General features: G+C 53.6%; 21 protein-coding genes and 2 pseudogenes. 16 read left to right on the top strand and 7 right to left on the bottom strand.

What is annotated here, in order from left to right; translation table 11 throughout:
* Window positions 1–105: 105 nt before the first annotated feature.
* The 9 genes from NYE85_RS01555 to NYE85_RS01515 all read left to right on the top strand — a co-directional run bounded on the left by NYE85_RS01555 (window position 106) and on the right by NYE85_RS01515 (window position 10,919).
* On the top strand, window positions 106–804 hold the full coding sequence (locus tag NYE85_RS01555) for a CoA transferase subunit A (protein ID WP_259002572.1): 699 nt from the start codon (window positions 106–108) through the stop codon (window positions 802–804).
* 11 nt (window positions 805–815) lie between these two features.
* Window positions 816–1,469 (top strand): CoA transferase subunit B, encoded by a 654-nt coding sequence (locus tag NYE85_RS01550; RefSeq protein WP_259002571.1) that lies wholly within the window; start codon window positions 816–818, stop codon window positions 1,467–1,469.
* 14 nt (window positions 1,470–1,483) lie between these two features.
* A complete protein-coding gene (locus NYE85_RS01545; RefSeq protein WP_259002570.1) occupies window positions 1,484–2,668 on the top strand; it encodes an acetyl-CoA C-acetyltransferase in 1,185 nt (394 codons plus the stop codon).
* A 13-nt stretch (window positions 2,669–2,681) separates the two neighbouring features.
* Window positions 2,682–3,605 (top strand): 3-hydroxyacyl-CoA dehydrogenase family protein, encoded by a 924-nt coding sequence (locus NYE85_RS01540; protein WP_259002569.1) that lies wholly within the window; start codon window positions 2,682–2,684, stop codon window positions 3,603–3,605.
* Between the two features lie 26 nt (window positions 3,606–3,631).
* Window positions 3,632–5,026, top strand: coding sequence for a GntP family permease (locus tag NYE85_RS01535; RefSeq protein WP_259002793.1), 1,395 nt, complete (start codon window positions 3,632–3,634; stop codon window positions 5,024–5,026).
* Between the two features lie 13 nt (window positions 5,027–5,039).
* Window positions 5,040–5,810: a 3-hydroxybutyrate dehydrogenase gene (locus NYE85_RS01530; RefSeq protein WP_259002568.1), complete on the top strand. Its 771-nt coding sequence runs from the start codon at window positions 5,040–5,042 to the stop codon at window positions 5,808–5,810.
* Window positions 5,811–6,173: 363 nt separating this feature from the next.
* Window positions 6,174–7,532 carry an MFS transporter gene (locus tag NYE85_RS01525; protein WP_259002567.1) on the top strand — a complete coding sequence of 453 codons (1,359 nt, stop codon included), beginning with the start codon at window positions 6,174–6,176 and terminating at the stop codon, window positions 7,530–7,532.
* Window positions 7,533–7,547: 15 nt separating this feature from the next.
* Window positions 7,548–9,893 (top strand): beta-glucosidase, encoded by a 2,346-nt coding sequence (locus tag NYE85_RS01520; protein ID WP_259002566.1) that lies wholly within the window; start codon window positions 7,548–7,550, stop codon window positions 9,891–9,893.
* Between the two features lie 45 nt (window positions 9,894–9,938).
* Entirely contained in the window at window positions 9,939–10,919 is a 981-nt protein-coding gene (locus tag NYE85_RS01515; protein WP_259002565.1) for an AraC family transcriptional regulator, read from the top strand.
* A gap of 11 nt (window positions 10,920–10,930) precedes the next feature.
* Here the strand turns inward: NYE85_RS01515 and NYE85_RS01510 are convergent, their stop codons facing one another.
* Complete coding sequence (locus NYE85_RS01510) at window positions 10,931–11,752, bottom strand: helix-turn-helix domain-containing protein (protein ID WP_259002564.1); 822 nt, start codon at window positions 11,750–11,752, stop codon at window positions 10,931–10,933.
* Window positions 11,753–11,871: 119 nt separating this feature from the next.
* Between NYE85_RS01510 and NYE85_RS01505 the strand changes: the two genes are divergently transcribed.
* A complete protein-coding gene (locus NYE85_RS01505; protein WP_259002563.1) occupies window positions 11,872–12,255 on the top strand; it encodes a hypothetical protein in 384 nt (127 codons plus the stop codon).
* Between the two features lie 10 nt (window positions 12,256–12,265).
* Window positions 12,266–13,144, top strand: coding sequence for a helix-turn-helix domain-containing protein (locus NYE85_RS01500; RefSeq protein ID WP_259002562.1), 879 nt, complete (start codon window positions 12,266–12,268; stop codon window positions 13,142–13,144).
* Window positions 13,145–13,205: 61 nt separating this feature from the next.
* Here NYE85_RS01500 and NYE85_RS01495 read toward each other — a convergent pair.
* Window positions 13,206–13,749, bottom strand: a pseudogene (locus tag NYE85_RS01495) (antirestriction protein ArdA).
* Window positions 13,750–13,830: 81 nt separating this feature from the next.
* Here NYE85_RS01495 and NYE85_RS01490 point away from each other — a divergent pair.
* Window positions 13,831–14,577: a colicin-like pore-forming protein gene (locus tag NYE85_RS01490; protein ID WP_259002561.1), complete on the top strand. Its 747-nt coding sequence runs from the start codon at window positions 13,831–13,833 to the stop codon at window positions 14,575–14,577.
* Window positions 14,578–14,587: 10 nt separating this feature from the next.
* Here NYE85_RS01490 and NYE85_RS01485 read toward each other — a convergent pair whose 3' ends face one another.
* The 3 genes from NYE85_RS01485 to NYE85_RS01475 all read right to left on the bottom strand — a co-directional run bounded on the left by NYE85_RS01485 (window position 14,588) and on the right by NYE85_RS01475 (window position 16,645).
* Complete coding sequence (locus NYE85_RS01485) at window positions 14,588–14,929, bottom strand: colicin E1 immunity protein (protein WP_259002560.1); 342 nt, start codon at window positions 14,927–14,929, stop codon at window positions 14,588–14,590.
* 264 nt (window positions 14,930–15,193) lie between these two features.
* Window positions 15,194–15,694 carry an RES family NAD+ phosphorylase gene (locus NYE85_RS01480; RefSeq protein WP_259002559.1) on the bottom strand — a complete coding sequence of 167 codons (501 nt, stop codon included), beginning with the start codon at window positions 15,692–15,694 and terminating at the stop codon, window positions 15,194–15,196.
* Window positions 15,695–16,384: 690 nt separating this feature from the next.
* Entirely contained in the window at window positions 16,385–16,645 is a 261-nt protein-coding gene (locus NYE85_RS01475; RefSeq protein ID WP_259002558.1) for a hypothetical protein, read from the bottom strand.
* A gap of 150 nt (window positions 16,646–16,795) precedes the next feature.
* On the opposite strand from NYE85_RS01475, the pseudogene NYE85_RS01470 reads away from it, so the two are divergent.
* The 4 genes and pseudogenes from NYE85_RS01470 to NYE85_RS01455 all read left to right on the top strand — a co-directional run.
* Window positions 16,796–17,154: pseudogene (locus NYE85_RS01470) on the top strand (resolvase); the annotation flags it as partial.
* 146 nt (window positions 17,155–17,300) lie between these two features.
* Window positions 17,301–18,311 (top strand): LacI family DNA-binding transcriptional regulator, encoded by a 1,011-nt coding sequence (locus NYE85_RS01465; protein ID WP_259002557.1) that lies wholly within the window; start codon window positions 17,301–17,303, stop codon window positions 18,309–18,311.
* Between the two features lie 108 nt (window positions 18,312–18,419).
* Window positions 18,420–20,147 (top strand): glycoside hydrolase family 32 protein, encoded by a 1,728-nt coding sequence (locus NYE85_RS01460; protein WP_259002556.1) that lies wholly within the window; start codon window positions 18,420–18,422, stop codon window positions 20,145–20,147.
* Window positions 20,147–21,112 carry a carbohydrate kinase gene (locus NYE85_RS01455; RefSeq protein WP_259002555.1) on the top strand — a complete coding sequence of 322 codons (966 nt, stop codon included), beginning with the start codon at window positions 20,147–20,149 and terminating at the stop codon, window positions 21,110–21,112. The genes NYE85_RS01460 and NYE85_RS01455 overlap by 1 nt, the downstream gene beginning before the upstream one ends.
* A gap of 89 nt (window positions 21,113–21,201) precedes the next feature.
* Here NYE85_RS01455 and NYE85_RS01450 read toward each other — a convergent pair whose 3' ends face one another.
* On the bottom strand, window positions 21,202–22,554 hold the full coding sequence (locus NYE85_RS01450) for a NosD domain-containing protein (protein WP_259002554.1): 1,353 nt from the start codon (window positions 22,552–22,554) through the stop codon (window positions 21,202–21,204).
* An 80-nt stretch (window positions 22,555–22,634) separates the two neighbouring features.
* Window positions 22,635–24,068, bottom strand: a complete 1,434-nt coding sequence (locus NYE85_RS01445; protein ID WP_259002553.1) for a glycoside-pentoside-hexuronide (GPH):cation symporter — start codon at window positions 24,066–24,068, stop codon at window positions 22,635–22,637.
* Between the last annotated feature and the right edge of the window lie 230 nt (window positions 24,069–24,298).

Raw genomic sequence — 24,298 nt, 5'->3', positions numbered from 1 at the left:
AATGAATAGGTCACAAAAACAAAATTAACAAATCATTTTTGCACGCTGATGATGCCAGGCATGGGCAGGAGCACGGTGCTCCCGGCAAAAAACACAAGGCTGCGTATGGCGGGATTAGACAAACGCGTCGGCACCTATCAGGAAGCGCTGGAGGGGCTGACCGACAACATGACGGTGCTGGCGGGCGGTTTTGGCCTGTGCGGCATTCCGGAGAACCTGATCAATGAAATCCGTCGCCGTGGGGTGCATGGCCTGACGGTGGTCTCCAATAACTGTGGCGTCGACGGTTTTGGCCTGGGTCTGCTGCTGGAAAACCGGCAAATCCGCAAGGTGGTAGCGTCTTACGTCGGCGAGAATGCGCTGTTCGAACAGCAGGCGATCAGCGGTGAGTTGGAAGTCGTGCTGACGCCGCAAGGATCGCTGGCGGAAAAGATCCGCGCCGGCGGCGCCGGCATACCGGCGTTTTTCACCGCTACCGGTTACGGTACGCCGGTGGCCGAAGGCAAAGAGGTACGTGAATTCAACGGCCGTCCCTACATCCTGGAGCCGGCGATCGTTGGTGACTTTGCCATCGTCAAAGGCTGGAAGGCGGACTATTACGGCAATGTGATTTACCGCCATACCGCACAAAATTTCAACCCGCTGATGGCTACCGCCGGGCGTATCACGGTGGTGGAAGTGGAACAGATCGTGGCGCCGGGCGAACTGGATCCGGCGGCGATCCATACTCCAGGCATCTATGTCGATCGCCTGATTCAAGGCACCTTCGAAAAGCGCATCGAACAGCGCACCCTGCGTAGCTAAGGAGAACCGCGATGCTCACCCGTGAACAAATGGCGCAGCGCGTGGCGCAAGAGCTGCGTGACGGCTATTACGTCAATCTTGGCATTGGCATCCCAACGCTGGTGGCCAACTATGTGCCGGCCGGTATGGACGTGATGCTGCAATCGGAAAACGGCCTGCTTGGCATGGGGGGCTTTCCCAGCGAGGAGCAGCTGGATGCCGACATGATCAACGCCGGCAAGCAGACCGTCACCGCCCGCGCCGGCGCGTCGATCTTCGATTCGGCGCAGTCGTTCGCCATGATCCGCGGCGGCCATGTCGATCTCACCGTGCTGGGGGCGTTTGAGGTTGATGTGGCGGGCAACATCGCCTCCTGGATGATCCCCGGCAAGTTGGTCAAAGGCATGGGCGGCGCGATGGATCTGGTGGCCGGTGCCGAAAACATCATTGTGGTGATGACCCACGCGTCGAAAAATGGCGAATCCAAGCTGCTGCCGCGCTGCACGCTGCCGCTCACCGGTGCCAACTGTATTCGCAAGGTATTGACCGATTTGGCCTATCTGGAAATCGAGCGTGGCGCCTTTGTGTTGCGCGAGCGCGCGCCGGGGGTCAGCGTGGCGGAGATCGTCGCCAAAACGGCGGGCCAGTTGATCGTACCGGACAACGTGCCGGAAATGCAGTTTTGAACCAGGAGGCAAAGATGCAAGAGGTAGTGATTGTTGCGGCCACCCGCACGCCGATTGGCAGCCTGCATGGCGCGTTGGCATCGCTGACGGCGGTGGAGCTGGGCACGCTGGTGACCAAGGCGCTGTTGACGCGTAGCGGCGTTGCCGTCGAATCGATTGATGAAGTGATCATGGGTCAGGTGCTGACCGCCGGCTGCGGGCAAAATCCGGCGCGTCAGACGGCGATCGGTGCCGGCCTGCCGTTCACGGTGCCGGCCTTTACCGTCAATCAGGTCTGTGGTTCAGGCCTGAAAGCGGTGCATCTGGCGGTGCAGGCCATCCGTTGTGGCGACGCGCAGGGGGTGATCGCCGGCGGGCAGGAAAGCATGAGTCAGTCGCCGTACCTGATGGAGGGCGCGCGGGCCGGCTTGCGCCTTGGCCACGGAAAACTGGTCGACAGTGTGATCCACGACGGCCTGTGGGACGCTTTCAACGATTATCACATGGGCATTACCGCCGAAAATCTGGCGGAAAAGTACGCTATCAGCCGCGAAGCGCAGGATGCGTTTGCTGCGCGATCGCAACATAAAACCCAGCTGGCGCAGGCCGCCGGGCGCTTTACGGCGGAAATTACCCCGGTGACGGTAGCGCAAGCGAAAGGTGAGCCGTTGACAGTTACGCAGGATCAGCAACCGCGTGCGGAAACCACGCCGGAAATACTGGCGCGCTTGCGTCCGGCATTTCGCAAACCAGGCGGGACGGTGACCGCCGGCAATGCTTCGTCGCTGAACGACGGCGCGGCGGCGGTGCTGCTGATGAGCGCCGCCAGGGCCGCCGAGCTGCAATTGCCGGTGCTGGGACGCATTGTTTCCTACGCGGTGGCGGGCGTCGATCCGGCGGTGATGGGCATTGGGCCGGTGCAGGCGGCACAGCGTTGCCTGCAACGCGCCGGCTGGCAACTGGATGAGGTGGATCTGATTGAGGCCAACGAAGCCTTTGCCGCCCAGGCATTAGCGCTGGGGCAGTTGCTGGGTTGGAACGAAGACAGAGTCAATGTCAACGGCGGGGCGATTGCGCTGGGGCACCCGATTGGCGCATCCGGCTGCCGGATACTGGTGACGTTGCTGCACGCCATGCAGCAGCGCGAGGCGCGTAAAGGGCTGGCGATGCTGTGCGTCGGCGGCGGGCAAGGCGTGGCGCTGGCGGTTGAGCGTCCCTGACAGGAGAAACATCATGCATGACACGCAGACTGCGGTGCTGGGCGCCGGATTGATGGGGGTCGGTATCGCCGTCCATTTTGCCCGCTACGGCCATGAGGTGCTGCTGTACGACACTGACTCTGCCCGGCTGGCGGAGGTGCCGGCGGTAGCCGGCAGCATTCTGGCGGAGCTGGTCGAGGTCGATCTGCTGGCGGCGTCACAGGTGGCGGAGATACTGGCGCGGCTGCACGGCAGCGACAATCTGCAACGGCTGGCGCCGGCGCGCCTGCTGATCGAGGCCATTCCGGAGCGTCTGCCGCTCAAGCATGCGCTGTATGCGCAACTGGAGGATCTGATCGCCGAGGATGCGATCATCGCCAGTAATACCAGCGGCCTACCGCCGGATCGGTTAGCAGAAAACATGCGCCATCCACAGCGTTTGCTGATCGCACATTTCTGGAATCCGCCGCACCTGATCCCCCTGGTTGAAATCGTACCCGGTAGCGCCACCGATCAACGGCACCTGCAGGCGCTGCAAACCCTACTCAGCGACATGGCGTTGGAAGCGGTGCTGCTGGAGCGCGCCGCGCCGGGGTTTGTCGGTAACCGTTTGCAGTTTGCGCTGCTGCGCGAAGCGTTGCACATCGTGCAAAGCGGTATCGCCAGCCCACAGGTGGTCGATCGGGTGATGCGAGCTTCACTGGGGCGACGCTATGCGATGGTCGGGCCGCTGGAGGCCGCTGACATGACCGGTCTGGACACGGTATGCGATATCGCCCAGCACCTGCTGCCGACTCTGGCCAGCGGCAGCGAGATGATGGAGCTGGTTCGGCAACGGCTGGCAGACGGCAACACCGGGCTGCGCAGCGGCAGCGGATTCTATACCTGGGACGATGGCCGCAAGGAGCGCATTCAACGGCGACGCGCACATCAACTGCGCTTTGCGCTAAAACCTTGATTACACAATAACAATGGGTTAACTGCATTATGAGCGTATTGATAGCGTTAGCAGCACTGGGATTGCTGATGCTGGCCGCGTATCGCGGCTACAGCGTCATTCTGTTCGCGCCGATCGCCGCACTGGGCGCGGTATTGCTTACCGACCCCGGTGCGGTGGCCCCGACCTTCACCGGCCTGTTTATGGAAAAAATGGTCGGCTTCGTCAAACTCTATTTTCCGGTGTTCCTGTTGGGGGCGGTGTTTGGCAAGCTGATCGAACTGTCCGGTTTTTCCCGCTCGATTGTAGCGGCGGCGATCCGCATTCTGGGCCGGCGTCACGCCATTCCGGTGATCGTGCTGGTGTGTGCGCTGCTGACCTACGGCGGCGTATCACTGTTTGTGGTGGCGTTCGCGGTGTATCCGTTTGCCGCCGAACTGTTCCGCCAGAGCGGCATTCCCAAACGGTTGATCCCGGCGACGGTGGCGCTTGGCGCTTTTTCGTTCACCATGGACGCCTTGCCCGGCACGCCGCAAATCCAGAACATCATTCCCACCAGTTTTTTTGGCACCAATGCCTGGGCGGCACCGTGGCTGGGGCTTATCGGGTCGCTGTTTATCATCGTTGTCGGGCTGTGCTATCTGGAGCGGCAGCGACGCAAGGCGCAGGCGCGCGGCGAAGGTTATGGCAGCGATCTGCAAAACGAGCCGGAAACGCCGGATAACATCAATCTGCCCAATCCGCTGATCGCCATCATGCCGCTGTTCGCGGTCGGGGTGCTCAACCTGCTGTTTACCCACTGGATCCCGCAGTGGTACGGGGCCAGCCATACGCTGGCGCTGCCGGGGCTGGCAACGCCGATTAACACCGACGTTGGCAAGATCACCGCCATCTGGGCGGTTGAAGCGGCGCTGGTGGCCGGCATTTTGCTGGTGGTGCTGTTTGGCATGCGCAATATACGCGGCCGGCTGGCGGAAGGCAGTAAAACCGCGGTAGGCGGTGCGATTCTGGCGGCAATGAACACCGCCTCCGAATACGGTTTTGGCGCGGTGATCGCCGCGTTGCCGGGTTTTCTGGTGTTATCCAGTACGCTGGCGGCTATCCCGAATCCGCTGTTAAACGAAGCCATCAGCGTGACGCTGCTGGCGGGGATCACCGGTTCGGCATCCGGTGGCATGAGCATCGCGCTGGCGGCGATGTCAGATTCGTTTATCGCGGCGGCCCATGCGGCCAACATTCCGTTGGAGGTGCTGCATAGGGTAGCCTCGATGGCCAGCGGCGGCATGGATACGCTGCCGCACAACGGGGCGGTGATCACGCTGTTGGCCATTACCGGCCTTAGCCACCGTCAGGCGTATGGTGGCATCTTCGCCATCACCGTGATCAAAAGTGCCGCGGTGCTGTTTGTGATTGGCGTATTTTACCTGACCGGCATTGTCTAGAGGAGCAAGCAACATGAACTTAACCGGTAAAACGGCATTAGTCACCGGATCCACCAGCGGCATTGGCCTGGGTGTCGCGTCAAGCCTGGCAATGGCTGGCGCACAGGTGATCCTGAACGGCTTTGGCGAGGTAGAACAGGCAAAGCGGCATATCGCAGCGTTGGGACTGGAGCCGGGCTATCATCCGGCGGATCTCGGCGATCCGGCGCAGATCGACGATCTGATGCGTTACGTCGAGCAGCGCTACGGCGGGGTGGATATTCTGGTGAACAATGCCGGCATCCAGCACGTGGCGCCGGTTCACGCTTTCCCGCAGGAAAAATGGAATGCGATCGTCGCGATCAACCTGTCTTCGGTGTTTCATACCAGCCGTCTGGCGCTGCCGATGATGCGCCGGCGTAACTGGGGGCGCATCATCAACGTGGCCTCGGTGCACGGGCTGGTAGCGTCAAAGGACAAGGCGGCCTACGTGGCGGCCAAGCACGGCGTTGTCGGACTGACGAAAACCGTCGCGCTGGAAACAGCCCGTACGCCGATTACCTGTAATGCCATTTGCCCTGGCTGGGTGCTGACGCCGCTGGTGCAGCAGCAGATCGACCAACGCATTGCCGCAGGGGTCGATGCGCAGCAGGCGCGCGACGATCTGCTGGCGGAAAAACAGCCGTCACAGGAGTTTGTCACGCCGCAGCAGCTGGGCGAACTGGTGCTGTTCCTGTGCGGTGACGCGGCGGTACAGGTGCGCGGCGCGGCGTGGAACATCGACGGCGGCTGGCTGGCGCAATAATTCGCGCCAGCGGTATTCCTTCTGCGCGGCGATGCCGATCGCCCCGTTCTGGTGACTTGCTGAAATCCGACGCGGTCGCGCCACATGCTGCCGCTGTCGCCGCGGCCAGAACGGCAAAAACATGCGGCTCCTCACATATTTTGCATAAACCCCGAGACGGCAAAAAAACGGTAGTCATCCCGCAAAAAGCGGGAAGTCGCGTCACTCTTTTTATGGTTATATGGCGTTGCGGTGAGAATCAATTAAACAACGTATTGACCTGGCCGGTTTTATTAGCGATTACCGCTGCCAGCGTCAGGCCATGTTATCAGGTGGCCCTTACGATAAACCGCATATGTTCACCAACATTAAAAGAGCCAGGGTATGAAAAAAACAACCGCAGTGGTGAGTGATAGTTATGTCGTAGTCAGCGTGCGAGAAAAAATTGGCTATGGTTTTGGCGATATGGCCTCGAATCTTTCTTTTGGCTTCGTCTCCCTGTTTTTGCTTTATTTTTACACCAATATTTACGGTATCAGCGCCACCCAGGCGAGTCTGATTTTTGTTATTGCCAGGGTTATCGATGCCTTGTTCAATATTGCCGTTGGGTTCTTTATCGATAAAACGCAAACGCGCTATGGGAAATTAAGACCCTATCTGCTTTTTGGCGCGGTACCGTTAGGTTTATTAACCCTGTTTTGCTTTTACACACCGGATATCGATCACAAGTTCTATTTTGCATTGTGCTCTTACACCCTTTATTGTCTGGCTTATACTGCGGTTAATACGCCGTATTCGGCCATGACCAATATGCTGACCCAGCATGAAGGATCGCGCGCATCGCTGTCGGTGTACCGCTTTGTGTTTGCCATTTTGGGCTATCTGGTGGTGTCGACCTGCGCCGATCTGCTGATTTCGCGCGTTACCGATCAAAAAATGGGGTATGTTTTTGCCGTCAGCTGTTTTGCGCTATTGGCGACCTTTCTGTTCCTTGCCTGCTTTGGCATGACCCGAGAGCGGGTAAAGGTACAATTGCAGTCCCCGACGTTAAAAGAAATGATCAAGGCGGTTTCCGGTAATATGCCGCTGATCAATCTTTCCCTGTTTACCGTATTCTTTTATATCGCTTACACCGTTTGGATGGCGATTGCGGTGTATTTCATCAAGTATATCATTAGCGATGAGTCGTTCACCTCCGAGTTTTTTGCCATTCAGTCCGCAGCCTATATTTTGGGTACGGTGATTTCAGCCAGGTTGATCGCCATGATGGGTAAAAAATACATGACGTTACTGGCGCTGACCATTGGGGTTGTCGGCCTGTTTGGTCAATATCTTTTTGCTGGTGAAAACATCTATTTAATTATGGCCGGCGTGTGTCTGTTCAGTATTACTCTGGGTATGGGGTTTGTTTCGATGTGGTCAATGATTGCCGACACCGTCGAATATGCGGAATGGAAACATGGCGTCAGAACCGAAGGGGCTATTTACGGATTCTTTAATTTTATTACCAAAATAGCCATGGCGATCGGCGGCGGCTGCGCCGGCGTTATGCTCGACTATTTCAATTACAGTGCAGAAAGTATCAGCGAACCTGCGCGTAATGGCATCAATCTGATGATGACCGTCTTCCCCGGCCTGATGTTTATTCTCGGTATGGTATTTGTGGTGTTTTATACCTTAGATGAAAAAACCTACCGTGAAATTATTAAAAAAATTGAACTGGCCAAGCAAAACCTCGCGTAACTCAAGGTGATTCTTATGAAAAACGATTTTTCCGCCACGCTTGCTACCATGACTACGGAAGAAAAGGTGGCGCTGTTGACTGGCCAGGGGTTGTGGCGCACGGCGGCATTGCCGCGACTGGGTATTGAAAGCCTGGTGATGACCGACGGCACCTACGGCGTGCGTTACAGTGCCAGCCAGATCGATGGCGGGGAAAATTGGTGCATTACCGATTTCCTGTCGGTTGTCGGCCAAAACGCAGCAGAAAGTCATCAGGAGGCTGCCGGTGGTTCCGAAGCGCTGTTCAGCTATTCGCGCCCGGCGACCTGCTTCCCCAACGGTTCCAGCCTGGGGTGCAGTTGGGACGTTGAACTGGCTTACCGCATGGGGCAGGCGCTGGCTCACGAATGCCAGGAGATGGGGGTTGGCATTCTGCTCGGGCCGGGCATCAATATCCGCCGCACGCCGTTAGCCGGCCGCGGTTATGAATACTATGCGGAAGATCCGCTGGTGAGCGCTGATATTGCCGCAGGCTTGATCAACGGCTTGCAGGATGAGGGGGTCGGCGCCAGCCTCAAGCATTTTGCCTGCAACAATTCGGAATATCGACGAACCGAAATGGATTCGCAGGTGGGGGAGCGTGCGCTGCGGGAAATCTACCTGGCCGGTTTCAAGCGTGTCATTGAAAAGGCCAATCCATGGACGCTGATGTCCTCTTATAACCGTCTCAACGGCATTCAGACATCCCAACATCACCAGTTGCTGACCGAGATACTGCGGGACGAGTGGCAGTATGACGGCGTGGTGATGTCAGACTGGTACGGTATTAAGCATCGCCCGGCATCGCTGCTGGCCGGCAACGATCTGGCGATGCCGGAAACGCGGCGCGACAAGCGCTCGCTGCTAGCGGCGATTAATGCCGGTGACGTACCGCAAGCCGTGGTCGATCGCTCCTGCCTGCGTATGCTGGCATTGATTGACAAGGTGCAGCGGCATCGCAAACCGGGGTTCAAGGCCGATTTTACTGCGCACCATGCCCTGGCTCAGCAGATAGCCCAGGAGTCTGTCGTGCTGTTGAAAAACGAGGCGGATATTTTGCCGCTGACGGTCGACAAGGTGAAGCGCATCGCGATTTTGGGCAAGCCGGCCCATGAACCGGTGATCCAGGGATCCGGCTGCGCGACCACCGTACCCTATATGCTGGATCGGCCGCTGGACGAGATCCTGGACGTTGCCGGCAATGATTTTCATATCGACTATGCCATTGGCGCACCCGATGACGACGCGGACAACGCCGCCGCGCTGGCTCAGGCGGTTGCGCTGGCGCGCCAGTCAGACGTGGCGGTGGTGTTTGCCAGCACCGCCATCGGCGAGGACGGCGAAAACGGTGACCGCAGTAATCTTGATATTATCGCCAGCCACGAGGCGTTGATTCGCGCCGTTGCGGCGGTGCAACCCAATCTGATCGTGGTGCTGGCGAACAGCGACGCGGTGGTAATGCCCTGGTTGAATCACTGCAAGGGCGTGCTGGAAACCTTCTTCGCCGGCCAGGGAATGGGGCGTGCAGTGGCCAATATTCTGTTTGGCCATGCCAACCCATGCGGCAAGCTGACGGTGACGGTGCCTAATACGTTGGAGGAGACTCCCGCCTGGCTGCATTATCCGGGCGAAGATTTAAAACATGCTTATGCCGAAGGGATTTATGTGGGTTATCGTTACTATGACAAGCGCAAGATGACGCCGCTGTTCCCGTTCGGGTTTGGCTTGAGCTATACGCGTTTTGCCTATGACAACTTGCGTCTTTCCACGCCAACGCTGCGTGAGGGGGAAACGCTGACCGTGAGCGTGGATATCACCAATATTGGCCAACGTGCCGGCAAGGAAATCGTTCAGCTGTATATCAGCGCGCCGCAACAGGCGCTGCCGCGAGAGCCGAGGGCGTTAAAGGCCTTTGCCAAGGTTGCCCTTGAACCGGGAGAAACGCGCAGCGTGAGCATGAACATTCAGGCGCAGGACTTGGCCTGCTATCATCCTACGCTGCAACGCTGGGTCATGTCGTCAGGGGATTATGGCCTGCATATAGCCAGATCGTCGCGTGACGTTGCCTTGCAGGCGGTGGTGAGCCTGCAGGCGGCACCGTGGTATTTACCGTTAAAACCGGATAACTCCTTGCAACAGCTATTGCAGCAACCGGCAGCCTTTCGTCGGGTCACCGCATTGGTGGCGCAAAAAAGCGGTCAACCGGAGGGGGTTGTCGGTGACAGGCTCGCATCGATAGCGCCTGAACTGTTTTGCGGCATGTTCATTGGCCTGACCGAGTTTCTGGCCGTGGACATCAGTATTGACGAGCTCGAGGCGGCGTTGCAGGGCAGCGTCGATTAACTTTTCTGGCCGGCAGGGCAGCCCTGCCGGGAACCGGGGGAGCACATGTTTCCATTCGCAGTAGTCCATCGCGCTGGGCAGAGCGCAGGCAGCCATCGCTCGGGGGGCGTGCATGAAGGGTCAGGGTACGAGCTGATTTCCTTTGATGCCGAAAAATACAATCTGTTTGCTGCCGAGGTGCGCTACTGTGAACCCCATTGGCATAGCGCACCGGAGCTGATCTGCGTGTTGACCGGCAGTTTCACTGTCAATGTTTGTCAGCGCAGCCATCAGGTGGCCGCCGGCGGTATGGTGTATATCAATCCCGATGAGATACATGCGTTGGAGGCCACGGCAGCCAACAGCCGCTTACTGACCATCCAGTTTTCCCCACGCCTGTTTGATGACGCTCACCCGGCGCCGCATATCGATTACTGCCGTGCGTCCTGGGCCGAGCAACGGCCACAGGATCGGGCATTGCGGGACGCCGTACTGCTGATTACCCAGCGGCAGATGGCGCAGGCTTCGTCCTTTGCCAAACTGGCTGCGATCTATACGTTATTGAGTGCGCTTGAATATGCCGAGCAGCCCGGCGCGGGCGTGCCGTCCGAGGGATACAGCAAACGTGACGGCCAACTGGTTAAGCAGAGCATGCATTATATTGCGGAGCACTTAACCCGCGAGCTGAATTTGTCGAAGATGGCGGACATGGCGGGTATGAGTTACTTCCATTTTTCTCGCATGTTCAAGAAAGTCAGCGGATACAATTTCAAAGAATATCTGATGATCCTGCGTACCAATAAAGCAAAATCACTGTTAAAAAATACCCAGATCCCGATTACCGAAATCAGCCACCTCTGCGGTTTTAAAGAACATAAGCATTTGAATGCCTGCTTTAACAAATACTGTTCGGTGACTCCCAGCGAGTTTCGTAAAAGAATGCTGGCCGGGCTGAATCAGCCCGACGCGGATTTGGCGGTAATGACCGATTTTCGCTGTTTGCCGCTCAGTGCCCAAGTCATCCAATGGTTGTCTGCACCCGCCTGAATGCCGGTACATCACATGGCTATGCTGCCGTCCAGTTGCTGGCCGGCCGCCGCTTTTTCTGCCAGATAACGCGCCGGTGGCTTGCCGACGGCTTTCCTGAACATCGTCACAAAACCGCTGGCACTTTCGTAGCCGAGATCCAGCGCCACGGTCTGTACGCTTTCGCCCTGCGTCAGGCGTTGTAGCGCCAGCATGACGTGCAATTGGCGTCGCCACTGACCAAAACTCATACCCAGTTGCTGCTGTAGCGTGCGACTCAGCGAGCGTTCGCTCATGCCGATGCGCTGCGCCCATTGCCCGATGGTGGATTTATCCGCCGGATTGGCCAACAGTCGCTCCATCAGTTGACGTATGCGCACGTCCTGCGACACCGGCAGATGCAGGTTTTCTACCGGTGCGATCGCCAGCTGATCCAGCAGCACCGCAATCAGACGGCCTTCGCTGCCCTGTTGGTCGTACAGCGGGTCAAAACGGCTGGCCTGCAGCAAGAGCTCGCGCAGCAACGGTGAAATCGCCAGGGTACAGCAGTTTTGCGGCAGGCCGTCGAAGGTCGATGTATCGACAAACAGGCAATAGCACTCGGTTGATCCGGTGCCTTGCGCATTATGCATGGTGTTGCTGGGCATCCATAACGCACATTGCGGTGGTACCAGCCACAGGCCGCTTTCCGCCTCGCAGCGGATCATGCCGCGTGCGGTGTAGATCAGTTGCGCTTTCTGGTGGCGATGCGGCGCAACTTCCCAATCCTCGGTAATGCTGGTGCCCTGCACGGCAAAAATGGTGCGCGGCACCTTATCAATATCCAAACGTGGTTTGGTGGCAACGAAACTCATGAGAATAGTTCTCATTTTGGCGTGAATGAGAAATATTATGTCCTGATTGTGCAATGTGGTCTAGTGCGGTCGTCGATAAAGTAAGCGGCATGCCGTCAGGTTTCTTTGGAGTCAACGTAATGTCATTAGATACTGCTAGTTTCCCTTGGGTGTGGATGCGCCAACCGGTGGGGCAGCCTCGCGACGTCGCCGATGAATTTGCCGAGTTTGACGCATTGCTAGCCAGACAGCAGCCGTTTGTGCTGTTGTGTGCACTGCGTATCACCGATGAGCAAGAGCCCGATCGCGATCGGCGCACGCAGGTAGCGCTGTGGAAACGTGACCGCCGCGATGCGCTGAAAAAATATGTCAAAGGCATGGTCATGATTGAGCCAGACGTGGAACGTCGCAGCGCTGCCGAGCAGTTTGCCGACTTCGCCAGTCGATTTTGGGGTTATCCGATCGAGGTGGTGGCCGATGAAACACAGGCCCGGCAGCGGGCGCAAAATTTGTTGAGCTTATAAGGGGGCAGCGATGCATCAGTTGGACGTGATCGACCAATTATTGGCCTGGATCGAACAGAATCTGGAACAGCCGCTGACGCTGGATGACATTGCTGCGAAATCCGGTTATTCGAAGTGGCATTTACAGCGGATGTTCAAGCAGCAGACCGGCCACATACTGGGCACCTACGCGCGCCGCCGAAGGCTGACCGCCGCCGCACGCGAGCTGCGTCTGACGCGCACCAGCGTGGCGATCGTCGCCGACAAATATCAGTTCGATTCGCAGCAGACCTTTACCCGCGGTTTTCGAAAGCAGTTTGGCCTGCCGCCCGCGGCCTACCGGCGTTGTGCCGATTGGTCGAGCTACGGTATGCAGCCGCCATTGCGCATCGCCGCACAACCGTTACCGCCGGCGGACTTTGTCGAACTGCCGGCGATGCGGTTGGTCGGGCGGACCCAGCGCCGCATGATGACGCTGAACGAACTGGGGCGCATGAAGAAAGAGTTGCGCCATAGCGCCTGGAGTACGTTGCCGCAACCCAATGCGTTGCCGCCGTCGGTGGCTTACGGTCTGATCGGCCTGGAACTCGACGGCCGGCAGCGCGATCGGCAGCGCATGGTGTACACCGCCGCGCTGGTAGATGAGCAAACCGTGGGGGAGGTGGTGCAGATTGAACCGGGTGAGTACGCCAGCTTCGTTTACCATGGCCAGGCCGAGGAGTTGCAAAACTTTATTGCGCGAATTTACGATACCGCGATGCCGGAACTGGACGTGGTGCGCCGACCGGGGCGTGATATCGAACGGTTTTACCCTGCGCAAAGCGGATTTTACCATCAGGCGACCAGCGCTATCCGTTGCGAATACCTGATCCCCATCCGTCGGCTGTCGGCTGGAAAAACGGCGTGGTGACTGCTCCCCGCCGTTATGAACTGCACCTTACTCAGTTGGTGTCCAACTTTTGGGGTGCAGTTCAGATTGGGCGAGGGTTTACGGGGCAATCGCTAAACGCCGTTGGGTAATAAAATTCATCTTCTGTGGTTAGTCCATTGCAGAACATATCGCGCGCATAACTTTCGTAATCAAAGTAGCCACGGAGCTCACTCGGAACGCCGTCAAGTACCCCCATGTTCTTCAACATGGTTAATTGCGTACTCTTCTTCACTTTCCGCCAGCCCGCAGTAGGCATCTTGAAATGCGTCGTAATCCGTTTCACCGGTGTATTCAACCCATGTTACATATGCCTCATCATGCCCATTGTCATGAGCCTGCTTGAATGCCGCGATATACGTCCAATCAATTGAACTTTCGGAAGATACTGTACGAGGAATTCCCTCCCAGTCCTGAAACATCAATTCCGGTTCGGCTTCGTCACTGTGTAGCATTCGACAGCATGCCTGGTAAAAATCCGTCTGGTTATCAAATTCGGTCAGATCAACCCAATCGCCCTGGATACTGCCGCAGTTATATTTATGGTAGGTACCTACATATACCGATGGGATAGTTGCGCTGTTCATCGTCATATCTCCATAGTCAAGCGTGGTGATAAGACCGGCGTATGCCGTGCCGACACGACAGCCCGACGGAAAGCGAAGAATGTGGTAGATACTGGTCGATTCTTTGGTGCAAATAACGACAGTCCTGAGTATTACTCTAAAGTTGAGAACAATACCTTTTCAGTAGTGGTTTATAATGAAAAACAAGACCTTTATCCTTCTTTAGTTTCAGGAAAACAGAGTGCTAATACGTCAGTAAGGCGTTATCAACATAATAAAGCAGAGGATCAGGTACGCGCCTATCTCAATGAAATTAATGCGGCGGTGAGATTCACCGCTGATTATTTTAAAGAGGTTACTGCGAAATATGGGGTTAACTCGGCCGCCATCGCACGGGAACTGGCGGATTCGGCAAAAGGGAAAAAGATCAGGAATGTCACCGAAGCCTTGCAAGCGTATGAAAAGTATGGGCTTGCGATACACCGCAAATTCAGCGTGCAGGATCGAGAAGCGATTGCACGTGCCCTGGAATCTGTGAATCGCGATCTGGTGGCCCAAAATCTGGCCAAATTCAGTAAAGCTTTCGGCGCAGTAGGGTACACCATTGACGCCGTATCGCTGTCCGTGGAGTTAGCCAAAGGGATCCGGACCGGCGACTACAAGTCCTTTTATGTCAGGGCCGAGACCATTGGTGCCTCACTGGCGGCATCGGCCCTTGTTGCCTTTACCTTTGCGGTGCTAACCGCCACACCGTTGGGCATTCTGGCCTATGGGTTGTTACTGGCCATCACCAGCACGCTAATCAATGATGCGTTGATCCGAAAAATCAACGACACCATTTTCCGCTAAACTTACCGCCCTACACTTTACCCTGTAGGGCGTTTTTATTGAGCAGCAGATAGAGAAGACCAAACGGGATGGAAACCACGAAGCAAGCCATATGGTACAAGGCGTAGAGGCCATTCTTTGCCGGGGTCTCAACAAACGGTCCCCGCGACCAGAACTCACGTGTGGTGTATTTGAGGGCCAGCGTCTCAACCAGGCATTTTGCAAAAGGAAAGAGGACGGCAGACAGCCCAAAGATGAGATACATGCCTACCGAATGACCCTGATTGAAACCACTGTAATAGACAAACACGGCCAAGACCGCCCACAAAGAACCATACACTATATTCTTCAGATAAAATGCCTTGGTCATCATTATCTTTCCCGTGTTGTCACTCTCGTTCCTGCAGCTCGATTTATATTTTACCACCCTTGCCGGGTGAAAACGTAATGCCTGCTGAAAAGGTAAATGTCATGCTCACTGAAAAGTAGGCATCCTAACCAGTACGCGGGCATGAACGGCAAACTGCATCTGTAAGAGGCTTTCCGACTTTGGCAGAAAACGGAAGGGGGTTGTGTCACATCCAAACGGATGTATAAAAGTTGCGCGCGTTTAAGATTTTCATTGTAATTTGTCTGATCAAATAGCCAGGCACGGCTTACCGGTGTGTCTGGACAAATACTCAACGCCATCTGCATGCTGTGCCATCTCCGTTGCCAGTTCCTGCGTCAACGGATAGGTCGCTTTGGGTGCCATCAAATCGCCGACAGGCAGCCTCAGATGAGGCCCTAAGCGGGTCAGATCAAACACCTTCAATGGCCGTTCTATGGTGATTTCAGCCATGCAGTTGGTCTCAAAGTCCGAACGATCAATGAACTCTTCATCCTGGAAAAATTCACTACACGCCGTATGGGGCGAGTCGGCCAGGTACATCGGCCATTTGGATTGCTCGGACAACGAAAAACGGTTGTTGCTTTCAGGATTGAAGTACACGCCGTTCCCGCCGTGGTATTCGGCCTGCAACTTGTAATAGCCAGTGCCGGCTGGGATGATTTTCGTCACCTCAATTTCGCCCTGGTCTTCCAAGTGCATAATGTCATTTAGGCGATCATGTAGGTCGCCCTCACATTCTAAAGTCATTAATATCTCCTTTTCTTAGGGGATGTGAATAGTGAAATAAGCATGGGGTAAACATAGGAATGATCCTTTCTGCTATGGATGGATGCAGCACTGTGCTTGCCCAGCGCTGCGGTTGGCACGCCGGCTACGGTTCGGTTAAATCGTTCTGTACAAAAGTTTAACCGAATCCTTGACCAACACCAGGGCAGGCGAAAGCCCCCCGACACCGAGAACAAGCTGGCCGAGGCGATCACACGCCATGCGGCAGAAATGCAGGAGAGCAGGGCACAGCACGCCGAGGAAATGAAAACCCGCCAAAAAGCACTGGAACAGTGCTCAGAAAGCGGCCAGCGATGCGCGGGAGGCAAAAGCGGTCATGACGGGCGAGCTTCAGGCGCTGAAAGCGCATAACGACCAACTGGCTGTGCTGTTGACCGGGAAAGCTGAACCGAAAGCCAAAGCTGAGAAGCCGAAAAAATAGGGCGGCGGGGCACTCGGCAGAATTGGCGTCTTATCGAACGGACAAGAATTTTATCCGCGCATCAGTATGAAAAGGAATCTGTTGATATAGATATACAAAAAGGCCACCTAATAAGGTGGCCTTTTTGTACTACAAATTTTGTGTTCGTCGGCTTGCATCTTTCAGCGTCGCAGGGAGAGTGCCGTCTCTTTACCCCTACCAATGCGCTAAGTACACCACTATTCTGACTGCTAGCCAAGCCCTATATACTCTATGATTTCCTGCTCAACGTCTTCTCTTGTAGCATGTCCAGATGATGCTTGGTACAAGCCAGACAATATACGGTATTTATCCCTCAACTCCGCAAGTTCTTCCCGTATTGTTTCAACTTCAGGCCGTAACTCCTCCAACTCAGCTGACTGCATCTGACCGTTTTGAATTGTTCTATCAAGTTTCTCCTGCAAGGAGTACATACCCACGGCTGCCAGCAACCCCTGATCAAACGCCTTCATATCGTTACGAGATAACCTTCGACCAAACGATTCATCCCGACGATAAGTTCGATCCCGACCTTTATGATCTCTAGACTCAGGAGGAAGGATGCGGGTAGGAGAGGCAGTCTGTATCATTTCACACACGGCAAAGCTACGCTTCCCCGTATGATTGTCAGCTTTGATGTGCCCACATCATGGCAGGCACTGTCAGATAAAGACCCGTCGCAAGCCGACTCGATCACTCGCGCAGTAATAACCGCCATCAATAGTATGCTTATCGACCTGATGGCCGCAATGTCACATAAGGACTGGCTGAGTCGCCGCCAGCGGCAAAACAGGGGATTGAACGGGCACATACGTTGGGAAAATACCGGGGTAAGCAGGCCGATCAAGAACGACATCAGAAAGTCCTGTACTCCCGACAGATCAAGAAACTGAGCATTCGCGAGACCGCAGATGCAACGGGTTACAGTACTTCGCAAGTTTGTCGAATACAATCGCTTTATAAAAATAATGAATCTGCCTGAAAAGCTGGGATAGCGGTATTTGTCCTTCTGAATCTGTGATCTTAAGACTAGAACGATGTAACGACGCAACATGAGATCTACAAGATATTTTTCGACAGGGGCTGAGTTACAATGTATGTAACTAATGTAATCGGTAACATAACTTAATGGCTTCTATCAAAGATGTGGCAACGAAGGCGGGTGTTTCAACCGCTACGGTATCCAGGGTGATTAACAATCACCCGAGCGTGACGGCACAAACTCGCCGCGCAGTGCATGAAGCTATGGACTTTCTTTGCTATGTTCCCAACAGAAATGCCGTTCAGCTGAGTGGCAAATGCTCCGGTTTGATTGGGGTTGTAGTACCTAATTTGCTTAATCCGCATTTTTGCGAACTGCTGGCCTCGCTTGAGGAAGAGGCCCGATATGTCGGCAAATCTGTCATTGTTAAAACACATCAAAACCAGCCTTTTCAGGACAAGCAAATAGTTAAAACGCTTGCCGGGATGGGTATTGAAGCGTTGATTTGGGTGCCTACAGAAGCCGAATCATCATTGTCGGAGTGGCTGATAAACACCGGTATCCATACCGCTGTGGTGACACAAAATTCACGCTTTTTTAATTCTGTTTGCAATAACCAGGAGCGTGGGGCAGAGACAATAGCCGGGCATTTTATCGATATCGGTCGTACTCGCCCTGGCTTTATCGGTCAAGATGGTGTCGACAATCGTAAAATGTCAGCCTTCTGCAAGAAAACGCTCAGCCATGGCCATCAGGTGGAGAAACACCATTGTTACTGGATACCTAAAGGCGATGGTGAAATTAACCGGGGGCATATCCACTCGCTGGATAATATCGTAGATAATATTATCACTCAGGGCAACAAAATAAATTGTCTGATTATTTATAACGATGTTGCTGCGAGCTACGTAATTGAAAGGCTGAGGCGAAAAGGCGTTAACATCCCAGAGGATATCGCGATAGCAAGCTTCGATAACACTATTATCGCCCAAATGATGAATATCACCAGCATCGCCCAACCTATTAATGAAATGGGCAAGTTAGCGTTTGAACTGATCAATAGCACGGAAACAAAAGATGGCATTGATTCAGTTGAGCTAACGACCCGATTGATTGTTCGTGAAAGCAGTCTGGGGATGACGATAACCAAAAATTAACCCACATTGCTTACTCGTTAAATATCAATCCATTTTATTAATCCTGTTCGAAGGTGGCACTATTCTGTCCAAAGGAATTTTATATCAATTAACCAAAGAGCAATCACTATGAAAAAATTAATTCTGCCCGCGGTGTCAGGCACGCGGTTTGATCTGTGGCTGAAGAAAAGTCATGAGCACAATTCACCGCTGCTACAGTTTTCAGTGGCCGGAAAAATCGTTTACACTATAAAAACAGCTGCTGAATATTATCAGTATTTCACCTGGACTCACTATTCTGACGAGTCGATATCTATTGAATGGGATAATGACGCGGCTGATATTTCGTTATTTTATTTTTGGCAACCTGAAACGGTACACCGGGAGGGAGTGACGTACCTGGTCGGTGAAGCCAATTCGCTACGCGCAGTGGGGAAAGATGAAATGGAGGGCTGGTATACGCAAGAACCGTTGCGCCCGGCACTGCACTTTTCACCGTTTAGCCGTTGGATGAATGACCCCAACGGACTGTGCAAAATTGGCGATACCTATCACCTTTTCTATCAATTTCATCCGCATAGCACTGAATGGGGCCCCATGCACTGGGGGCACGCCATCAGCGACGATCTCTACCATTGGCGTCATTATCCGGTGTTTTTACAGCCAGAGCAGAATCTTGAAGCTCTCGGCGCGTCCGGCGGTGCGTTTTCCGGTACTGCTTTCCAGGACCGTGATGGCAGTACCCGGTTCTACTTCACCGAGCGTTTACCTGCCTACGACCTCTATTCCGGTTATCGGGAAGTTCAGAAATGTGCGCGCCCCGGTCGCTGGCTGGATAAGGTGGAATCTATCAGACAGGTGTTGAGCGACCTGCCAGAGGGGGTAAGCTGTGACTTCCGCGATCCAAAGGTCTGGTTTGATAAACAACAGCAGCGCTATTTTATGCTGCTGGGTGCGGCGGTGGACAACGATCCCGCCGTATTGCTTTTCACTTCCCCAAACGGGGATGACTGGGTATTTGACCATGTGCTCTACAGGGCGGATAAAACCTTCAGCCAACACGGAGGGCGCTGCGTGGAATGTCCGGACTTTTTCCCCATCGGTGATAAATGGGTGTTAATCATGGGGATCGTGGGCTATACGGAACCTGAAACCGGGCGTCACAACCTGCTTTATGCCGTGACCGGTGAGTTTAATGATGGTCGCTTTATTCCTGATGATAAAATCATGCAGACGCTTGATTTCGGGACGGATTTTTATGCGTTACAAACGTTCCGCGATGAGGAAAAGACAATTGGCTTTGCGTGGCTGTATAACTGGGCCAGCAAGAAAACCGCTGATTCCGTTTACAACGGTGAAATGTCCCTTCCTCGCCAGTTTGAGCTCAACAACGCCGGGCTGGTGTGTATGCAACCTGTACCGCCGCCAGCTTCCTGCCTTATCCAGCAACAAGATCACCTGAACGCATGCGCTGAAGGGCGGTTGCAGCTTCATGTTGATGCATGGCAATCATTCTCACTGAAGCTGAAAGGCACCGCGCTTAGCGATGTAACGCTGACGTTGCACAGCGAAAACGGTCAACACATTACGCTGTGCTACAGCGCAGAGATGCTGACGCTACATGCCATCGGGCTGGATGATATGCGCTACAGCGTTCACGTGGACGAGCTCAGCGAACTTGAGATGTTCTTCGACGCGGGCATTCTTGAGGTGTTTGCCAACCAGGGGAGCCGGTGCGGCACGCGTCGCTACTTCCACGTCAGTGAATGCCAGCTTATTGAACTGGAATATAACCCTTCAGCGACAATGACGACGGCATTATTGTCACAATATCGTACGGCATGGAGTCAACAATAATGAGCGAAGAAGCAACCATGAAGGACCTGAGCATTGTATGTCTGGGTGAACTGCTGATTGATTTTGTGTGTACCGACATCGATCAGGGGCTGGTAAAAGGTGAGAACTTTCTGAAGAAAGCGGGCGGAGCACCGGCAAACGTTGCTGTGGCGATTACCCGTCTGGGTGGCGAGGTCCGGCTGGCAGCACAGGTAGGAAACGACCCTTTTGGTGAGTTTTTGATAGAGACAATGCGTCAGGAAGCAGTGGACACCACGCTTATTATTCGCGATAGCCGTGTACCCACAACACTGGCTTTTGTGGGGATCCAGCACGACGGTGAGCGTGACTTTGTGTTCTGCCGTGGGGCCGATGGCAATTTATCGCTGCAAAGTTTGCCTGCTGATTTTCTAAAAGGTAGTGGGATTGTTCACCTTGGGGCTGCGACCGGTTTACTGGACGGCGAGTTTTATCAGACTTACGCGACGGTCGCTCGTCGGGCGAAAGAGGAGGACAAAATGCTCTCCTTCGACCCTAATTTCCGCAGCGGTTTGTGGGGAGGGAACGAGGCCGAGTTTATTCGGCGCTGTGAGCCATTCCTGAATATGGCCGATGTGATCAAAATGAGTGAGGAAGAACTGGAGCTCATTACCGGCTGTACCGACAGGGTTCAGGGATGTCGGTATTTACACGACCGGGGGGCCGCGTTTGTCACCATCACCCTCGGCAGTAAGGGAACCTGGGCTAGCCATCGGGACGGTAAGTATGTCCTGGTTCCTTCTGTCGCGGTCAAATCCGTCGATTCAACAGGAGCCGGGGATGCTTTTGTTGGCGCGCTGCTGCTGCGCTTTACCCAGCGAGACTCCCTGGCAATAAACTTTGATGATTTTGTCGTGGATGTCGCCTGGGCTAACAGAGTCGGGGCGCTAACCTGTACGCAATTTGGCGCAATCGACGCTATCCCATCTTTGGCTGAACTGGTTTAAAAACAGCTAACGGTTCAGTATTTACTTTCAGGTATAAAAATGGGGGCTTTTGAAGCTCCCATTGACCATTGATAAATTCAGATAATAATCTATACGCCGCCAGGTACCGGAGTCGGCCTGAATGCATTTACTGCAATGTCCATGACAACCTGAGTGTTATTTCCTGAGTCCAGAACGATGTTTTGCTGAGACTCTTGTTCGATATGTACCATGGTGACGTCAAGCGGAACAAGATCCCTGACCGACAGCATTGAGCTCACCTGCGCCTCGAAACAGGAATCTGTTTTTGTCGTCTTGGCACCAGTAGCGCACGTCGTTGCCACAATACGGTTGTCAGAAATATAATTTCCGCTGCCTGAAACCACATGGATGATGACTGGTTTTGCCCCGAGTGGCTTAATGTACTGTGCGTCGATAGATTCAGAAATATGATTTGAAATTAATGAGTTATTGCTGCCATTAATATATAACAGGCCGTGCAAATCATCTAAACCGTTATCATACGGTTGCATTGGCTCCCAGGGTTCATGCTCGCGGAAAAAGTGGTTAGAAGACACCAGAACTTCGGTACATTGGTTATCAAGAACCAGCATGCCTGGATAAAACGAGTGCAGCCTGTTGCTGGCGATCGTTGAACGTACTACGTTGGAGAAATGGATGCTGCTTGAACCGCGTGGAAAGACGTTATTCGCGGTCACTAACAGGCCAGCAAAGTTCTCGGCATAAATGGAGTAACCCTTGTAACCGGCACCGATCAGGTTATCGGTGATTTTTGACGCCTGTCCTGAGCCGCGCAGTTCAATACAGTTCCCGCATTCAGCAATAAAGTTGTCATGGACTGACAGGGCGTCGGCATCATAGCTGGTAAAGCCGTGTTCTAAATAGACAAACCCCATGCCATTGATCCGAAATGAGTCCTGAGCACTGGCGATGTAAATACCCGTTTTTCCGTTCACATAGGTATTCTCAGGATCGTTGTCCCCTGAGCCATCATCGACAAAGTGCAAACCATCAATACAGAAATTAGTGAATTCAACGGAGCTGATACGCGGGTCGCCATCGCGTTTCACGTAAAACGCAGCCCCCTTATATTCTTCATCCCCCACCTGCGGAGACAGATCAACCATGACCCGGCTACCCCCCGGCCACACTTCATGCCAGTTTGAGGTATCCGGCGTATTAAACCGAATACTCGAAGACGTAAAGCCGTGACCGGAACCCATGATTTTAAGAAAGCTGATGTCAATCAAGACCTGTGTCGTGAGATGGTAGTCTCCCGGTGGAATATAGATAACCGCACCCGGCTTCCCGTTTTCATCAAGATCAACCTGCGTTTGCCTGTCTTTGATATCCGCGATAATACTATTGATGACTTCACCAATATCATTGTACGGGTTGCCAACATTCCATTCTGTTACATCATAATAATTTACACTGGACATTAATTAAATACTCCTGAATCGAAAAATAACAATCAAACAGTGCGGCATCCGCTATTGGGATGCCACATTTTATTCATAAATTAATGTGAGAGTTGAGTCGTGTGGGTGTCAATACGTTCTGATCGTTGCGACCGGCCATTTGCCAGTTCACGTTTTGCCAGTTCGACTTTTATTTTTTCAAGGAATGCGTCGTTTAATTTAAAGTAGCTCGCCAGAAACGCACTGACAAAATAGCTCAGCATTGGCATTAACGAGAACATGATGATAATCCACTGGATCGTTTCGGGATTCTGTTGTGGCTGATTGGGGATATAACCTGTTGATGCCAGAACCCAGGCAACGATAGCCCCGGCCACAGCGAGGCCCATTTTCAGCATAAACAGGTTACCTGCAAAGGAAATACCCGTCAGGCGCTTGCCAAACTTCCAGTCGCCGTAGTCGTCAACATCGGACATCATAGCCCACAGAATAGGGCCAGACTGAATCAAATGCAGGATATTAATGATGACAAACAGTGTTAACAGTGGTGTCAGGGAAACGGGGTTCACAAACCATAATGCGAACGACAGTATACCCAGAATAATATTAAGTACGCGGAAGATTTTAATTTTATCGAAACGATCGGTAAGAGGTTTCGCAATAACGCTTCCCAGCATATTGCATGCAACACCTAGCGCCATGAAGAAGGTAATGAACCCGACAGAGGCATGCATGACATAAGTTGCATAGTAAATGGTGACCGCCCCACGAATAAAGGCGGGAAAGACGTTCAGAAACGTAATGGAAATCATCAGCAACCATTGATCATTTTTAATTATATCTTTCAGGTCACGTTTTAACGATTCATTGGCTTTTACTGAAACAACACGCTCCTTAATGCTGGAAAAACAGAAAAGGAACATTAAGGTTGCAGCTCCTCCCATAATCATCATGGTCAACTGAAAACCAGAGGCACGGCTGCCGTTACCCAGCCAGTCGGTAAGGGGTAATATAGTTGAGGAGACGATAAGCGTTGCCAGGCCGTTAAGGAAGAAACGCCATGATAAACAGCTCATGCGTTCTTTCTGATTGAGCGTAATAACACCTGCTACCGAGCAATAGGGAATATTGATGGCAGTGTAGATTAAGGACATCATCAGGTAGGTGACCCAGGCGTAAATGATTTTTCCGTTCATGCTCAGGTCTGGCGTGGAAAACATCACGACCGCCCCCAAACCAAAGGGAATAGCCATCCACAACAACCACGGGCGGAATTTACCCCAGCGGCTTTTGGTACGATCGCATATTGCTCCCATAATGGGATCGCTAAAAGCATCGAAAATACGAATGACCAGAAATAAAGTACCGACGATCGCAGGATCCAGCCCGTAAACATCGGTATAGAACCAGGTCAGGTAAAGTGCCAGGACACTCCAGATCATACAGGAACCTGCATCACCCATGCCGTAGCCGACTTTTTCTCTCAGGTTCAACTTCCCATAAGCACTCTGCTTTTCAATTACTGAAGCAGACATACACACCTCATTGCATAGTCAAGAATCTAGAGCACTGACCGTGACGGCAGTACCAACGAAAAAGGGAGAATATGCCCCCGTTCTGGGTATACAGAATCGTGTGGCGCACTAACAGTGGGACCCACTATAGAGGGTGAAGAAAGTGAAAAATGTAAGCAAGGGCACATGTCTTTTCGTTACATAGAAAACGGATATTGCTCTCACTATAATTTGGCGTAGTGACACAGAGT

Origin of the sequence: Serratia sp. AKBS12 (assembly GCF_024793895.1) — a bacterium.
In the GTDB taxonomy this organism is placed as follows: domain Bacteria; phylum Pseudomonadota; class Gammaproteobacteria; order Enterobacterales; family Enterobacteriaceae; genus Serratia_F.
The sequence above is the reverse complement of the archived record's forward strand: the minus strand, read 5'-3'. Positions and strand labels throughout refer to the sequence as shown.

Coding starts and splice junctions, on each gene's coding strand:
- NYE85_RS01545 (WP_259002570.1), top strand. CDS start 1,484: ATGCAAGAGGTAGTGATTGTTGCGGCCACCCGCACGCCGATTGGCAGC.
- NYE85_RS01450 (WP_259002554.1), bottom strand. CDS start 22,554: ATGTCCAGTGTAAATTATTATGATGTAACAGAATGGAATGTTGGCAAC.
- NYE85_RS01485 (WP_259002560.1), bottom strand. CDS start 14,929: ATGATGACCAAGGCATTTTATCTGAAGAATATAGTGTATGGTTCTTTG.
- NYE85_RS01455 (WP_259002555.1), top strand. CDS start 20,147: ATGAGCGAAGAAGCAACCATGAAGGACCTGAGCATTGTATGTCTGGGT.
- NYE85_RS01530 (WP_259002568.1), top strand. CDS start 5,040: ATGAACTTAACCGGTAAAACGGCATTAGTCACCGGATCCACCAGCGGC.
- NYE85_RS01465 (WP_259002557.1), top strand. CDS start 17,301: ATGGCTTCTATCAAAGATGTGGCAACGAAGGCGGGTGTTTCAACCGCT.
- NYE85_RS01510 (WP_259002564.1), bottom strand. CDS start 11,752: ATGAGTTTCGTTGCCACCAAACCACGTTTGGATATTGATAAGGTGCCG.
- NYE85_RS01475 (WP_259002558.1), bottom strand. CDS start 16,645: ATGAAGGCGTTTGATCAGGGGTTGCTGGCAGCCGTGGGTATGTACTCC.
- NYE85_RS01500 (WP_259002562.1), top strand. CDS start 12,266: ATGCATCAGTTGGACGTGATCGACCAATTATTGGCCTGGATCGAACAG.
- NYE85_RS01480 (WP_259002559.1), bottom strand. CDS start 15,694: ATGACTTTAGAATGTGAGGGCGACCTACATGATCGCCTAAATGACATT.
- NYE85_RS01445 (WP_259002553.1), bottom strand. CDS start 24,068: ATGTCTGCTTCAGTAATTGAAAAGCAGAGTGCTTATGGGAAGTTGAAC.
- NYE85_RS01555 (WP_259002572.1), top strand. CDS start 106: ATGGCGGGATTAGACAAACGCGTCGGCACCTATCAGGAAGCGCTGGAG.
- NYE85_RS01520 (WP_259002566.1), top strand. CDS start 7,548: ATGAAAAACGATTTTTCCGCCACGCTTGCTACCATGACTACGGAAGAA.
- NYE85_RS01550 (WP_259002571.1), top strand. CDS start 816: ATGCTCACCCGTGAACAAATGGCGCAGCGCGTGGCGCAAGAGCTGCGT.
- NYE85_RS01540 (WP_259002569.1), top strand. CDS start 2,682: ATGCATGACACGCAGACTGCGGTGCTGGGCGCCGGATTGATGGGGGTC.
- NYE85_RS01460 (WP_259002556.1), top strand. CDS start 18,420: ATGAAAAAATTAATTCTGCCCGCGGTGTCAGGCACGCGGTTTGATCTG.
- NYE85_RS01505 (WP_259002563.1), top strand. CDS start 11,872: ATGTCATTAGATACTGCTAGTTTCCCTTGGGTGTGGATGCGCCAACCG.
- NYE85_RS01525 (WP_259002567.1), top strand. CDS start 6,174: ATGAAAAAAACAACCGCAGTGGTGAGTGATAGTTATGTCGTAGTCAGC.
- NYE85_RS01515 (WP_259002565.1), top strand. CDS start 9,939: ATGTTTCCATTCGCAGTAGTCCATCGCGCTGGGCAGAGCGCAGGCAGC.